The 13,249-nt window shown below is 59.4% G+C and carries 10 protein-coding genes; 6 read left to right on the top strand and 4 right to left on the bottom strand.

Translation table 11 applies throughout. The features are described 5' to 3' along the window. The first annotated feature begins 384 nt into the window (after positions 1-384). The 4 genes from AO057_RS07800 (at position 385) to AO057_RS07785 (ending at position 5,885) form a co-directional block, all read left to right on the top strand. Complete coding sequence (locus AO057_RS07800) at positions 385-945, top strand: TnsA endonuclease N-terminal domain-containing protein (protein ID WP_156404502.1); 561 nt, start codon at positions 385-387, stop codon at positions 943-945. Continuing rightward, positions 945-2,996 carry a Mu transposase C-terminal domain-containing protein gene (locus tag AO057_RS07795; RefSeq protein ID WP_057675091.1) on the top strand — a complete coding sequence of 684 codons (2,052 nt, stop codon included), beginning with the start codon at positions 945-947 and terminating at the stop codon, positions 2,994-2,996. Before AO057_RS07800 ends, AO057_RS07795 begins: the two co-directional genes overlap by 1 nt. Before the next feature lie 212 nt (positions 2,997-3,208). After that, positions 3,209-4,243 (top strand): TniB family NTP-binding protein, encoded by a 1,035-nt coding sequence (locus AO057_RS07790; protein ID WP_057675090.1) that lies wholly within the window; start codon positions 3,209-3,211, stop codon positions 4,241-4,243. 1 nt (position 4,244) lies between these two features. Continuing rightward, positions 4,245-5,885: a TniQ family protein gene (locus AO057_RS07785; RefSeq protein WP_057675089.1), complete on the top strand. Its 1,641-nt coding sequence runs from the start codon at positions 4,245-4,247 to the stop codon at positions 5,883-5,885. Positions 5,886-6,135: 250 nt separating this feature from the next. On the opposite strand, the gene AO057_RS07780 is transcribed toward AO057_RS07785, so the two are convergent. The 3 genes from AO057_RS07780 to AO057_RS07770 form a co-directional block, all read right to left on the bottom strand. After that, the gene (locus tag AO057_RS07780) at positions 6,136-7,548 is read right to left on the bottom strand and encodes a UvrD-helicase domain-containing protein (RefSeq protein ID WP_057675088.1); all 1,413 of its coding nucleotides are present in this window, start codon (positions 7,546-7,548) and stop codon (positions 6,136-6,138) included. After that, positions 7,538-9,265 (bottom strand): ATP-dependent nuclease, encoded by a 1,728-nt coding sequence (locus AO057_RS07775; protein WP_057675087.1) that lies wholly within the window; start codon positions 9,263-9,265, stop codon positions 7,538-7,540. Before AO057_RS07775 ends, AO057_RS07780 begins: the two co-directional genes overlap by 11 nt. 168 nt (positions 9,266-9,433) lie before the next feature. Continuing rightward, positions 9,434-9,880: a helix-turn-helix domain-containing protein gene (locus tag AO057_RS07770; RefSeq protein WP_057675086.1), complete on the bottom strand. Its 447-nt coding sequence runs from the start codon at positions 9,878-9,880 to the stop codon at positions 9,434-9,436. 266 nt (positions 9,881-10,146) lie between these two features. On the opposite strand from AO057_RS07770, the gene AO057_RS07765 reads away from it, so the two are divergent. Continuing rightward, positions 10,147-10,956, top strand: coding sequence for a metallophosphoesterase (locus AO057_RS07765; RefSeq protein ID WP_057675085.1), 810 nt, complete (start codon positions 10,147-10,149; stop codon positions 10,954-10,956). Positions 10,957-11,350: 394 nt separating this feature from the next. On the opposite strand, the gene AO057_RS18025 is transcribed toward AO057_RS07765, so the two are convergent. Further along, positions 11,351-12,118 carry a hypothetical protein gene (locus AO057_RS18025; RefSeq protein ID WP_168163358.1) on the bottom strand — a complete coding sequence of 256 codons (768 nt, stop codon included), beginning with the start codon at positions 12,116-12,118 and terminating at the stop codon, positions 11,351-11,353. A gap of 689 nt (positions 12,119-12,807) precedes the next feature. Between AO057_RS18025 and AO057_RS07760 the strand changes: the two genes are divergently transcribed. Then, positions 12,808-13,104 (top strand): transposase, encoded by a 297-nt coding sequence (locus AO057_RS07760; protein WP_082605454.1) that lies wholly within the window; start codon positions 12,808-12,810, stop codon positions 13,102-13,104. The last annotated feature ends 145 nt before the right edge of the window (positions 13,105-13,249 follow it).

Here is a 13,249-nt window from a genome sequence, read left to right as displayed (position 1 = left end):
TCTCTGTCAACGGTCCAAAAGTACCGATGAGGGAGACGTGCCGCCTGAAAGCATCACTACCGCATCGGACGATGCCGGCACGCCGCGCGCCGCTTGATGGCCAAGCACGCTGCGGCGTCTTCTGCGGGACCGGCCCATGGCCGCCCTGGCTACCGCCCACTGCCAAGACCTCCGCGTTCATCCTGCCTAGATGGCGATGACGGAACGTCCAGGCAGCACCCTACGCCTGATCTCGCTGGGCTATGCCCAGCTCACCTAACCTGGATTTCGCATATGCACATCCAATCTGTCACCCTAGCGCCGACGGACATACTCGCCCGCAAGGTTGTAACCCGTTCCAAGTCCTTCTGCACTGGCAAATGGCCGAGCTGGAAGACTGGCCGCATGACGCAGTGGGAATCGCTGAATGAGCGCAATGCCTTCGTCCTGCTCGATTGCGATACGCGGGTACGCACTTACAAAGAGCAGCCCGCGGTCATTCAATATGAGGTCGCGGGCCGCAGCTTTCGGCATTTCCCTGACGTGTGGGTCCAGTATGAAAGTCACCAAGAGTTTCTGGAAATCAAGCCTGCCAAGCAAGCCCAGGACCCTGAAGTTCAAGTACGCACAGCGCTCATGGAAGAGGAGCTGCCGCGCTTTGGTTACCGATACCGGCTGCTCCTGGCGGAAGACCTGGCCCTCCAACCCCGGTTGAAAACCTGCTCGTATCTGGCGCGCTACGGTCGGCAACCGATCCACGCCCATGCCCGAGAGTGGGCAAGACGCATGTTTGCCCAAGAGGGCCACCTGTGCTGGAACGACATTCAGGGGGGTGCTCTGGGTGCCAGGGGAGTGGCTCTGGCCTGTCGACTAGTGCTGGAGGGCAGTGTGACCCTCGACTTGGACAAAGAACTGGGCGCTTCGACGGTTTTACATTGGTCCGCGGATTCGAAGGGAAGCCGGTAATGGGCAAGCATACCTTCAGCGCCAACGCGCGCATCCGAATCGACGACCGTGAACACCATCTGGTTCGCAAGGTCAGCGACAGTATCTGGCAGATCGAGGAGTTCACGACACGGCGCATCTCCGAGCTGTCCCAAGTAGAACTGCAGGCGCTGTACATGCAAGGTCGTCTGATTTTTCTGTCGGACTATGACCAGGCCGTCAGGACCTTCAAACGGGTCAAAGCGCCGGTCACCATGAGCGATGCAGACTGGCTCATTGCCAAGACACGCCGCGCCTACGTGTTAGCCGTCAAAGGACTTGCACGCACCCGGCAGGTCATCGCCAACGCCATAGCACACGTCCACAAGTTGCTGAATGTCTCCACTCCAAAACCGAGCACGAGTTCGGTTTTGCGTTGGCACGACCGCTACTTCGCTTGCGGAGAAGACATCCATAGCCTAGCACCGGGATTTCTCAAAGGCACTCACCGCAAACCGAGGTATCCGCAGGAAGTCTTGAACCTGATTGATCAGGTCATCGACGATTTCTATTTGAAGCCAGAGCGGATCACCATCGAGGAGACCCTGAACCACGCCATCGTCGCCGTCGACAAGGAAAACCAACTGCGCCCACAACAGCTGCAGCTCCCCCGCCCGACACGGCGCCTGTTGCGACGCCTCATCGAAGCCATCCCTGCGTACGACCGTTGCGCGGCCCGCCACGGCGACACTTATGCCAAACGCAAGTTTCGGGCCGTACTGAATCATCATGCGACGCTGGCGCCATTGGAGCGGGTGGAAATCGACCACACGATCCTCAATCTGATCGTGGTGGATGACCAGAGCGGCTTGCCTCTGGGACGTCCCTACCTCACGGTCTGCATCGACTGCCACACCCGTTGCATCCTGGGGATTTACATCGGTTTCGAGCCTCCGAGCTATCTTTCTGTCGCCAAGTGTCTGCGTCACGCCTTTTTGCCTAAGACGGACCTCGCGCAGTGCTACCCAGAGATCCGCAATGCATGGGAAGCACACGGGGTGATGGCCACCCTGGTTGTGGACAACGGTCCTGAATTCCACAGCAGCGCACTGGAACTCGCCTGCGAAGCGTTTGGCGTCGAAATCCACTACACGCCGCGCAAGACACCTTGGCTCAAAGGCAAGATCGAACGCTTCCAGGGTACGCTGAACCGGGAAGTAGCCCACATCGCGCCGGGCACGACCTTCGAGAACATCCTTGCGCGAGAAGACTACAACCCCGCGCGCCACGCCGTCGTGAGTCTGAGTGTCATGAAGGAGGTTATCCACCACTGGATCGTCGACGTTTACCACCAGCGTCCGCACCGTGGGCTTAAAACGGCGCCTGCCGCGGCATGGAAGAATTCGATCGCCATCGACGAAATTCCCCTGCCCGACGACCCCAAGCGTCTGGACGCGCTGCTTGGCCGCCCCTACACTAGGAAGCTGAGCCACCAAGGGATTGAATTCGACTCCCTGTTCTACAACTCGCCGGAGATGACCGACCTGCGTCGACGCTTTGGCGCGCAGCTTGAAGTGGACATCCGTGTCAACGACTCGGATATCGGCAGTCTTCATGTCATAGGCTCGGATGGCGAAATCTACGAGGTCCCCGCGCTCAACAGTGACTACACCAAGGGCCTGACCCGCTGGCAGCACAAGATCATCCGGCGCTACGCGGCCCGCATCCTGGGACAGTACGACGATACGGGTTGGCGCGAAGCGAAGCACCAGATCAGCGAGATCGTTCTCAAACGGCTTGGCTTGGGCAAGTCGCGCAAGACGATGAGTCGGGGCGCTCGCTTCCTCCATGCGGGCGACAAGGAGATTCCGACTCGCGAAACCTCGCCCCCCCAAGCACGCCCGCGTTCTCCCAAAGGCGTCGAGCATAAGGCCGTACGGCCGACGTCCGCCCCTGCTGTGACCCAGGAGTCGGACTCGACGCAGCAGCCGGCTTTGAAACCCACGGATGTCGAAGCGAACGTCGACTTACCGCAGTTTTCCGCGTCCAAGCAGTTTGGGCCGCTGCTGCGGGACCGGCGTGCTTCGCCCTGACAGAACGCCCTCATCCCCATGAAGCGGTCCGGACCGAGAAAGAACGCGCTTCAGGGGTTCTTTCTTTTTGCCGGGCTTGTCTTCATGGGATCACCAGCCACAACCCCATCTGCAATTCCACACTTCAGCCACTTCAGCCACTTCAGCCACTTCAGCCACTTCAGCCACTTCAGCCATTTCAGCCATTTCAGCCATTTCAGCCATTTCAGCCCATGGACATTAAATACATCATTGACAGCATTCTCGTTCCTCATTCGGCTTTCGATCACGCGATCGACAAGCTGGAGCAGTGCTACGCCTACGCCCCAGGCGCCAGCGAACCCGTTTGCATAGCGCTAATCGGTGAGTCAAGAACCGGCAAGAGTCGGGTTATCGAAGAGTTTTGCCACCGCCATCCTCCAACGCGTCTGGAGCAAGGTCTCTCGATTCCGATCTTGCGCGTCAAGACGCCTTCATACCCCACTGTCAAAGGACTGGTGGAACTGCTACTGGGAGCCATAGGCGACCCGCGGTTCACGACGGGTACGGAGAACGCCAAGACGATGCGTCTGAAGCACCTGATGCAAAAGGTCGGCACCTATATGGTGGTTCTCGACGAGTTTCAGCATTTTTTTGACAAAGGCTCCCAGATGGTCATGCATCAGGTGGCCGATTGGCTGAAGATCTTGGCCGACGAAACCCGCTGCGCGCTTGTGGTGGCGGGATTACCGACCTGCAGGGCAGTCATTGACCAGAATGAGCAGCTGGCCGGCCGCTTCGCAGCACCCGTCATCATGCCGCGCCTTAACTGGACAGTCGAAGTAGAGCGGCAGGAGTTCTTGGCAATCCTGCAGGCTTTTGACGAGGTGATAGCCGGCGTCCTGGACTGCCCCGCTCTGGCGGCCGAGGAGATGGCGTTTCGCTGCTTTTGCACCTGCGGCGGGCTGATTGGCATCCTGTCCAAGTTCCTGCGCCAACTGGTCTGGAACGCCTCGACCGCCGACCGCAAGGCCCTGACGCTGAAAGATCTGCAGGAAGCGCATACCCAATCGATCTGGTCTATCCAAAGGGATACCCCAGCCACGGGCCAATCCACCCCGGTCATGCCTAACCCCTTTGCACAGGATTTCTTGAAGCAATACAAACGGGATGAACTTCTTCTGTGGGCCCAGAGCGTCGGCCGCCCAGCGCCGCGTCCGCCAAAGGCAACCAAGCGCGCTGGAAAGCGAAGCGCGCGCGGCGGCTACAACGACGCCTTTGGAGCCTGACATGTTGGTCGTCACACCCGAACCCAAACCTCGCGAAGGCCTGCTCGGCTATATGCTGAGAATCACCGAGGCCAATGGCTACGATTCGCCTTGGCACATCTATCGCCATGCGGGCCTGGAGCAGGGCGAAATGAACACGGCCTGCCTGTCCGCACACAAGCTGGCAGGTGTACTGGGGCAGGACGTCGCCCGAATTGAAGCGATGTCCTATACACGCACAAGCGACGAAGGCGACACCACCTACCAGATTGCGGGGCACGACCTTGGAAGCGGTCTGATGACACGTCCATTCCGCCTGGCGCAGCAAGGGCTATGCCCCTTGTGCGCGCAGGAGTCAGGCTATGTCGACGTATTCTGGGACCTACGCATCGCCACGGCCTGCCCATTTCATGGTTGCCAAGCATTGATGCAGTGCCCCACATGCCTATCTCCCCTGCGGCAGTTCAGACCGGCACCGCTTATTTGCAAATGCGGAACGGACCTCGCCAGCGCCCCTATGGAAGCAGCCAGTGCCGGCGAGGTGGATTTGATGAAAGTTCTGTACGCGCGTCTGCATGACGAACGCACAATCCTGGAGAACACGACTACTGGCCTGCCTATCGATCACCTGCTGGAGCTTCCATTGCGATCACTGATGGTGCATTTGTTCCGCCTGGGAGCATTTGTACTCAACGAGCCCTATGGGAAGGTCCCGGCGCAAGACTCCGTCCTCGCGGTGGCCAATCTGCTGTCGGACTGGCCCAATGGTCTGTCCACTTTTTTGCGCGGCGAGATGGCCAAGCGCAATCCTGATGAGACCAGTTTCTTGAAATTCTATAACCGCTTCTATCAGCAATTCGTCAAATCAGGCCGCAGGCGCTCAGGCCAAGAGCTTCCCTGGATACGTCAAGCGTTCCTGGACTTTGGCGTCAGGGAGTGGAATGGAGCAGCTGTCGATGCGCGCCTTGTGGCCCAGACTGAGGAGAAGAAGAAGCGACTCAACCGGCATGAACTAGCCAGCGTCCTGGGGGTCAGCGCCGGCACGCTAAGTAAATGGATGCGCGCTGGCATGATCGACGAGACGATGTATGTCCGCACGGGATCCAGACGCTACGGCTTCGACTCGGACAATTTGAAAGCCGCAGCCAATTCAGAAGGCACCGTTGATATCCTGGAGACCCGGGCCGCGGCCGCCTATCTGGGGATTCCTGTCAGCGCGCTGCAGTTTCTCAAAGAGAACTGCCTTTTGGGCGCCCGTGATCCCAGGCTGCAGCGGCGCGGGTATTTTCGGTTAGATCTGGAAAGGGTCCGACAGCAGCTCCTCGACAAGGCGCAACTGATTTCGACTGGCACATTTCCGGCTCCCGAGTCCGTCTTGGTTCTAGGTCGGTTCTTGAAGCTCTCACACCCTAGGGACAAAACCATCAAAGGGCAGCTCCTGGCGGCAATCCTTACCGGGGAGGTACATCCTCTCGGGCGTCACGACGACCGTATCTCCTCGATTCTGATAAAAAAATCTGATCTCGACTGCCTACGCGATCAGAAATTGATCAACCAAGCGGCAATCAGGCGCAGCCCGCCCCACCAAGGGCGCCAACACAAGCCAGAGAATGCGAACGCGCGGACAACATTGCAGCATATGTCTACCCATTCAATCGGCTGAACAGCCACGGGCAATCCAAACATTGCCTCGTAGCTCAAAACTACGCATCCGTTTCCCATCCAGCGCAATTCTGATTCTGGTCGATATCACCCATTCACCTTTGTCCGCTTCCGACTGCGAGAGCAGTCAGTCGATCGGAAAAAGCCGCAGCCCCAATGCGGACAACCCAGACATCATCCTCGTCGGCGCCAACCGGGACAACAAGCCCTCAGCATCAAAAGCCAAGAAGTAGTCGCCGACAGCCCGGACGTCAAGGCCTCAGCACGTTGCTCTCTGAGCAGATCAGAACGCGCTTGGCGCCGCGTGTCAGCGCGACGTAAAGGTTGCATGCGTCCATCTGCTCTGGCTGCAGGATGACCGCAACGTCAGCTTCCAACCCTTTCAAAAGGAGGGTACTTCCAACCGCCCTGCGCGAGACTGGACGGCCGTGATGTCGATTCCTCTCACGGGTCTGTAGCACCGCTTCCAAGAAGGTGCGGTCCACGGAGACGGCACGCATGGCCGACCGGCAGCAGTGCAGCATCACCGGCCTGTAAACCCGCGTGCCTTCCTGGCCCTCCAGCTGTTGAAGCAGATGCAAGGCCGCGCTTAGCTCTGGACGCGCGGCGAACGCCAGTGCTGCCGCTTCAGCCTGGGTGGCTGGATTTTTGGCTCGACCGCCCTGGAGGGTCTTGATCCGACCAAGGAAAGCTGCCGCGCCGACGCCGGTCATGACGTCGCCCGCGAAGTTGACCAAGTGCTCAAGTGCGTCAGCCCGGGCCAAGTCAAAGCGACGCGCGAAGCTGGTCAGGTCGCCCAGGTCCGCCGTCTCGACGGACGTAGCTCCGCGCGTCTGGCTGGTTAGCTGATGCCGCCCCCTTGTGTTGCGAGCGTCGCCGATGATGAGGACAGTCTCCTCGCCATCCTGAAGGCGCGTGTGCGCAGCGGTTCGCCGACCGTTTTCCCGGTTTGCAGCGTCGAGCTGAACCCACTGCAATCCAGTCGGGGCTGCTCGCAGGTCGACAGCGCGGCCAGCTTCCAACTCGGCACGGGCATAAAGCAACCATCGCCCAAGCTCTTCCGTGCCTGCGTTTATCCATCGCCATGGCGTCGCAAGTTCGCCGATGGGCGGGAATCGAGGCACGACATCCCTGCCCCAGCTGACCAGTCGATTGCCCGCAAAGCCGAAGATGGCCTGCATGGGGTCGCCAAGGACAACCGTTGGCAGTTCAGCGGCGAGTGCGTCGACAATGCTATGTTGGACGAGGTTGCAGTCCTGATATTCGTCGACGATGACTCGCCCATACGTCGCATGCAACGCCGTGGAAAGGTGACCGGCCTGTAAGAGACCAAGGGCGGCATCACGAATCGCGGGGTAGTCGTGGCCCGGGTTGCTGATTTCAAGAATACGTGGGTCGATGGCGCTGCGCATCGGAAACATCGCGATGAGGCGCATGACGAAGCCATCAATCGTCGACACCCGAAAGGCGGCTGACCCGACGCCGGCCTTCTTCAGGCGCTGGCGCAGCGCAGCGGCGCCAGCGTTGGTGTGGGTCAAGACCAGGACGCGCTTCGGCCCGACGTGTAGCGCCAACGTGTCGGCGATGAGATGAGTCTTGCCGCATCCAGCAGGTGCGGTTACCGAGCCGCGGTCAACCGCAAGGAGGTCGAGTTCAGGCGGCATGAATCCAGGCACGGAGCTTGTTGATGAGTGCTTGGAAGTCGGCGTCAGCGGTAGCCAGGTGCGGCCCAACAACCTCCTTCGCAACCTCCTGGAACGCGGTCACCGACTTAAACCAGCCGTTGCCTTTCGTTCTGGACGCAATTCCGAGCAGGGTCTTCGTCTCGACCGAGAACCCGTCAAGAATCCGCTCGAGCTCGACAGCGCTTAGATCCACTTTACCGTCCGACTTCGATTTGATGTGCTCGTTGACCAAATCCCGCCCGAGGTTTGCCGCCGCCTTGGTGAGTAACGCATCGATAGCCTCGTCCGACAGGCTATGGAACAGTTCATCTTCGAGGGCACGCGCGGGTCGCCAGACGACCGATTCACCGCCAGCATCGTGAAACCCCTTTACCACGGCGGGAGTCGGGGGCTTGTCCGAATCTGCCAGCACCAGCACCCGGTACCCTAGCTTCAGAAGTGCGCTACCTCGCTCGAAGCAGCGGTCCGGCTCGCTGCCGCCGGTGTCCACATAGGCGCCACCCAGCGCGAAGAATGAGGTATGGCCCTCCCCGACCCAAAACTGGTCCAGGCCACGTCCAAACCCAACCTCTGATGCCCCCTCGCATACGACCACTGACTTGGCCAGGAACGCTTCTGCATCCTTGCGCAGCATTCCCTGAATGCCGTCTACCGACCCGACTCGCTGCGCGCAATGACGGCCGCGCCGCGACCGTACGATGAAAACCTGATCAGCGGCCAGCTCCCGTAAGGCCACCGGCGAATGGCTTGTCATGAAGACCTGCAGGGTTGGCGCTCCTTCCTTCGCGCCGAGCGAGTCCAGCAGCCGTGCCAAGCGGTGTGGCTCCAAGCCGTACTCGACTTCATCGACAAGGGCAATGCACGCCGAATCTGCCGCCTCGCGCTGCAAACCAGCAACGAGCAGTCGAGACGACCCGGTACCGAGCGAGCGCAAGGGGATCCCGTCCTCGTTGTGCAGCGCTATCGCGCCATCCCCGATGGACACCGAATGTGCATCAAGTAGTGCTTTGGCGGATATGCCGACCGAAACGCCTAAGCGGTTGGCAACCTGCGTCACGGTTGCCAATGTGTCAGCTAGCTGAGCATCAGCCTGGTCGCCAAAGTTGGCACGGGCTTGCCGCGCAGCCGCCGCAAGCTGCGCGCCGAGGTCAGCCCGGTCTTCCGTTAGGCGGTTCAGCACTGAGTTACGCGACCACGACAAGTTACTGTTCGCGAAACTTCCGATGCGAGCCGGCGCCAGTAGCGCGCGTTCCTTCCATGCCAAGCCGCGCTCAAGACCATCACGCTCAGCGCGTTCTGAATACAGGGCCCAAACGGGTTCGAGGTCGGCCGCGACCCGGAGGCGTAGCGTCAGGACGGTGGGAATACCTTCACGGGGCTCGTCTTCGACTCGGCTCGTCGCTGGGTCGAAGCCGCGGAGAAAGTCGCCGTAGGAATCAAGGTTCAGCAACTCATCAGGCAAACCGTCTAGCGTGGCCGAGATGACGATGGGTCGGGTGACGTCCAGGTCGTGGAAATCTGTGTCGCCGAAAGCTACGCTGCGACGCGCGCCAAGACACAGGTCTATCGCGTCAAGGATGGTCGACTTCCCACTGTCACCCGGGCCGACCAAGCAGTTGATACCGGCAGACGGCGCCCAGGACATCTCCTTTATCGATCGGAAATTTTGGATCTCGAGTTGGCAAATCTTCCCCATGGCTCCTCCTGATGTACTTCTATTCCGGAAGTATCTCAGCACCTTCCCATATGGCGGTCAGCCGGACTGACTAGATATTCATGCCGTAGCCCATTAGACACCTTGCAAACGCCGCAACGTCGAAAAGCGGACCTTGTTCAGCTTCCGCTTCCAGCCTGAAGACGATGTTCAAGTGAGTTTGGGCGCTGTGGAGCTAGCCAGATGCACTGCCGCGCCACGTTTGCCGAGCTTGCGAACATCGGCGATACGCTGCATCTGGCCGGCTCTGGGCTTGGACTGCCCCTTTTCCCAGTGGTAGACGGTCTGTAGCGACACCCCCAGCAGCTTGCCCATATCGGCCGCCGACAGGCCCAGCTTCTTGCGCAGGTTGGCAAAGCCATCTGCGCGGAAACGTAGCCGCAGGCCTTCCTCCGACGTCCTGCTGGTCTCGACCACAGGCTTACCTTTACGCAGCCTGGCGATCACGCGATCCTGCTCGGCACTGCACCGCCTGAGTGCCGCAATATCAGTGCGGTACTGGGCTGACGCCTTCTTCAAGGCTTGGGTTCCGGCGCGGATCTCTTTACGGGCAATACGGGAGATCTCTGCCTTAAGCTGGCTGGCAAAGTTGGCCATTTCATTCTCTGAGTGCTATCGAGTGCCCCATCTGAACGAGTGCAGGATGGCATTTGTTGCTGCGTGCGACACAATGCACATTCCTCAGCTGTACTACAGAATTGGTGAGGCGGAGCTCCGGAGCAAGAACACGTCGAGCATCAAGCCCCTCTTTAGGGGAGAATGACCTTGTCAACCCGGAAAGCACAGTGCAGCTGGCACATGCATGAAGCTCTTATATTGGGAGATAGGGCTGGAGTACCAATCCTTACATTGGTTGAACACGCTTGAGAATCCAAGTCGCCTCTGACCTGCATTTGGAACTTCTGCCTGAGGATCTGAGGGTAGAGCTCCTGGTCGACCCCCACCCGGACGCCGAGCTACTGATCTTGGCAGGAGACATCCATACCGGCGTTGAGGCCATACGGCATTTCCGCAACTGGCCTGTCCCCGTACTCTATGTCCCGGGAAACCATGAGTTCTATGGACAGACCTGGGAAGATGTCCGGGAGAGTTTGCGGGAGGCGACTTCCGGCACGCTCATCCAGGTCCTGGACAACGACGCCTGCGTTATCGGCGGTGTCCGCTTTCTTGGAACGACCCTCTGGACCGACTTCGCCATCGATAGGGCGCGTCCGGCACCCAGCGCCATGGAGTTGGCGGGGACGTATCTGAAGGACTTCTTCGAGATCCGTACCCGATCAGCCGAGGCCCCCACGGAGCTGATCACGCCAGCCCTGATGCTGGCGGATCACCTGGCATCCCGTACCTGGCTCGAAGGCGAACTAGGACATGAATTCGTCGGAAAGACGGTGGTGATCAGCCATCATGCACCCCATCGCCTGAGCGTGCACCGCAAGTACGTTGGCCATCCATTGACACCCGCTTTTGCCTCCGACCTATCGGAGCTGATGTATCGGACGGATCTCTGGATCCATGGGCATGCGCATGACAGTTTCGACTATCAGGTGGGGCGATGCAGGGTGGTCTCGAACCCGGCTGGCTATTCGCTGAGTCCCCGCGGCAGGTTCTCAGGGCGCGAGTCGCTTCAATTGGAGAATCCTGGTTATCAGGCCAGCTACCTGGTCGTGATCTAGCAACAACTGGCCTTCAATCTTCAGCCTAGGGGGATATTCTCCAAATGCGGCATGGAACGACAGACTTTGGCTCCGAGCTTGGTTGAGCGTCATCGGCGCTAACGGCCTCTGGTGTTCATTTGCCTTAGTTGCTGCACCCCAACAACCCACAGGTCAAGGGCCGGATTGCAGCGATTGCGGTCGGCTGTGGTCGCATCGTGACCTTACGGTTTCTGCTCCGCAGCCTTCACCCGGGAGCCAGCACCTTCTCCAGCCCGACGGCAGGTTTCAGATGTACAGCCGATATTGGCGACGTCCCACGCGTCATTGGGGCTGTTCGACCCGCTGCCGACGTAGCCAAGTAGAGAACGCAGACGCTCAACGTAGAGTCAGGTCTCGACTGCCGGAGCACGCGTCATCGAATTCTCGTCGCTGACACGTACTCGTTGTCATCGGTGTTTATTAGCTTGTCGTCGCACGCCACGATGTCTGACACAGGAAGCCAGAGAGCGGAGTCCACAGCGTCTCCTGCATCTACCTCCCAGACGGAACCGTCTTCGAGTTTGACGATGCTTCCATCGCTCGAAACAGATTCAATCCAATGCCCGTCCTCGCAGCCACTAGCCCCACCACCTCGTCCAGCAAGTCTTGGCGCCGGCCGCCGAGAGTATTGCTGCTTCGCGGCTGCATCATTCTTCTCGGCCGCCTGAGTTTGGGCGAACTGTGGAGGTGTCAGGAGGGAGTGATTGCAGAGCGAAGGAAATCTACCAGTCAGGCAAGTTTTCAAGTTCTCGGCAGCCTCTGCCGCGAGTACTTGCTTTAGCTCCGGTTCGGTCAGGAGGTTCTTCTTGCACAAGTTTTTGTATCGCCCAGAAATGCAAGTCCTAAGATTTTCGCGCCGTTCTGCCAGTTGGACCTGCTTCAACTCCTCTGGCGAGAGCCGATCCTTCTTGCACAGTGTCGGATATCTGCCGTTGAGGCAAACCTTTAGTTTCTCCCGCCGCTCGGCGACGTCCACCTTTTGCTGCTCCTGAGGAGTAAGCCAACTGCGCTTGCACAGGGCAGGGTGCCTGCCTTCTAGGCACGACACCAGGTTCTTGGCCTTGTCTAGATCGGATTGGGCCACCACTGGTAAAGCCAGTGACAGTGAAAGCGCCGCGACGACACTGACACAGAGTTTCATGCGATCCTCCTTTCCCACCTACCTCACTTGCTCAGAGACGCGAAGCCGGCTCTCCGGCAAAGCGTCCGCCTGGAGCAATAGGTTAGCGCCGCTCAGAAGTGAGCGCTGGTGTCAAAAGATAGTAGCACTGCGGCGACTCCGAAGCGCATCCTACATGCCCCTCAACTCGACGGGAGACCTTCATGGAAGCAGTAGGAAATACCACTCATCGCGAGCCGTGGAACAAGGGCAAGATCGTTGGGCAGAAGGCGCCGTTCAAGCCCAAGGACACCCGCGGGTCCAAGTTGGGCCGTCAGCGACACCATCGCCTGGAACGACGGCTTGGCGCTCTGAAGCGGGCAGCCAGCCGGCGAGTTGCTCAACGACTGGTAGCGATGGCAGCAGTCATTGGCGCTCCGAAACCAATTGACGGCAACCAGCCTGAAGCAGTCACTTGACCGGGGATTCTGAGCGTCATCTCTTGGCCGATATTGACCAATTCGACTAGGACAGGACTCACCCCATTGCGGTCGTTCTCCCTTCGACAATGCGGCCAACACATTGTCTCGAAGTTTCCTCGTCGAGCCCATCATTTCATGCCCACTAGAGGTCCTTCAGCCGGCGAATCAAATAGTACCTGTCGGGAGGCGTCGCCAATCCGCAGCCTCGACGATGTCGTCAGCGATGATGCCGTTGGGGACGTGGTAAGAATGTCCTGTAAACGAGAACTCGTTGGTGCCGATGAAGATCGACTCAATGCCTTCAGTGATGAGAATTGGAGGAGCGAGGCCAGCGAGCGTATGCGCCTGGCCATCGACTCGGACAAAGGCCGCAAGCTGTACAGCCAGCGCTTGGGCACGGTCGAGCCGGTGTTTGGCAACATCCAGCACAACAAACACCTCACGCGGTTCAATCTGCGTGGGCGCGAGAAGGTCAACTCGCAGTGGCAGCTGTACTACATGGTGCACGACATCGAGAAACTGGCCAACAGCGGGTGGCGGCAATAAGGGCAAACGCGCAGCCCCAAGAGGCCCCGAAACGCCGCATCACGGGCACAATGGCGACGTGAAGCTCCTCCAAACTGTGAACTGCACGATCAAGACAATCCTGACCCCGCGAGGTGTGCAGGGGCAAGGGCGACCCCGTGAAATT

Origin of the sequence: Curvibacter sp. PAE-UM (assembly GCF_001432305.1) — a bacterium.
GTDB lineage: Bacteria > Pseudomonadota > Gammaproteobacteria > Burkholderiales > Burkholderiaceae_C > Hylemonella.
Note: the sequence above shows the minus strand (reverse complement) of the source record. Positions and strands in the feature narration are given on the sequence as shown.